Source organism: Mesorhizobium sp. M7A.F.Ca.AU.001.01.1.1 (genome assembly GCF_004022735.1).
GTDB lineage: Bacteria > Pseudomonadota > Alphaproteobacteria > Rhizobiales > Rhizobiaceae > Mesorhizobium > Mesorhizobium ciceri.
This window is the reverse complement of sequence record NZ_RZPF01001107.1, coordinates 1-1,269: the sequence shown is the minus strand read 5'-3', so window position 1 is coordinate 1,269 and position 1,269 is coordinate 1. Positions and strand designations below refer to the sequence as shown.

The window sequence follows — 1,269 nt, the reverse complement described above, 5'->3', positions numbered from 1 at the left end:
GGCTGGAACCGTGCTGCGCGTCGGCCTCGAGGTTCACGGCGATGCCGCCAAGGTCGTGCGCACCAGCGTCTACGACCGGACCCAGCACATCGTCACCATCGCGCTCAACGATCGCGGCCAGTATGTGCCGGCGCAGGAACCGGATCCGAACCCCGAATTGCTGACGGCCTTCGATGATTCGTCGGCGCCGGTGGTGGTGCGCGGCAACCTGCCCAACGTCTATGACGGCATCTACCGCGCCGCCTACTCCTACGGCATGTCCAAGGCGATGACGCAGCGGTTGATCAAGCTGCTGGCGTCCGATGTCGACTTCCAGTCTCGCCTCAGCCCCGCCGACCGCATCGAAGTCCTGTTCTCGCAGCCCGACGGCGACGATCAGACCTCGGACAGCTCCGAGCTTCTCTACGTCTCGGCGACGTTCGGCGGCCAGACCCGCAACTTCTACCGCTTCCAGATGCAGGACGGCGGCACCGACTATTTCGATGAGGACGGTTCGAGCGCCGAGCAGTTCCTGTTGCGCAATCCCCTGCCCGCCGGGAAATTCCGCTCCGGGTTCGGCGCCCGCAGGCATCCGATCCTCGGCTATGTCCGCATGCACACCGGCGTCGACTGGGCAGCACCCATCGGCACGCCGATCATCGCCGCCGGCAACGGCACGGTCGAGAAGGTCGGCTGGGCCGGCGGTTACGGCAAGCAGATCATCATCCGCCACGCCAATGGCTACGAAACCTCATACAATCACCAGAGCGCCTTTGCCAAAGGCATCGAACCGGGCGTGCACGTCCGCCAGGGCCAGACCATCGGCTTCCTCGGCCAAACCGGCCTCGCCACCGGCCCGCATCTTCACTACGAGCTGATCGTCAACGGCACCAAGGTCGATCCGATGCGTGTCCGCCTGCCGGTCGGCAAGGTGCTGAAGGGCGATGACCTCGTCGCCTTCAAGCGCGAACGCGAACGCATCGACGAACTGTTGAAGCAGGAAGACAGCGATTCGCTGAAGGTTGCGAGCGCCAAGATCGACGGTTGATCGGCTTCAGCCTGGCGTATCTTCGGCCTTTCGCGGCCATGGCAATCGATCACCGGGAATGGTCGTCCAGGCGATAACAGCCGCAAGCAGGCAAAGCAGCGCGGTCACCGAAGAAACCGCGGCAAACGCGGCGTCGCTGGCGGCGAGCCTTGTCGCATCGATGGCCGGGGCAAGCCCGGCTGGCGCCGGTTCACCAAATCCCGGGATGCCGGACGTTGCGCTCGCGTCCAGTGCATTCGCGT

1 protein-coding gene and 1 pseudogene are annotated in these 1,269 nt (G+C 64.9%); one reads left to right on the top strand and one right to left on the bottom strand.

Going from position 1 to position 1,269, the window contains the following annotated elements; genetic code table 11:
• A partial coding sequence (locus EN884_RS36250) for a M23 family metallopeptidase (protein WP_164895433.1) occupies positions 1 to 1,027 on the top strand: 1,027 nt, incomplete at its 5' end.
• 6 nt (positions 1,028 to 1,033) lie between these two features.
• Here EN884_RS36250 and EN884_RS39200 read toward each other — a convergent pair.
• Positions 1,034 to 1,269 (bottom strand): annotated as a pseudogene (locus EN884_RS39200) (MFS transporter); the annotation flags it as partial.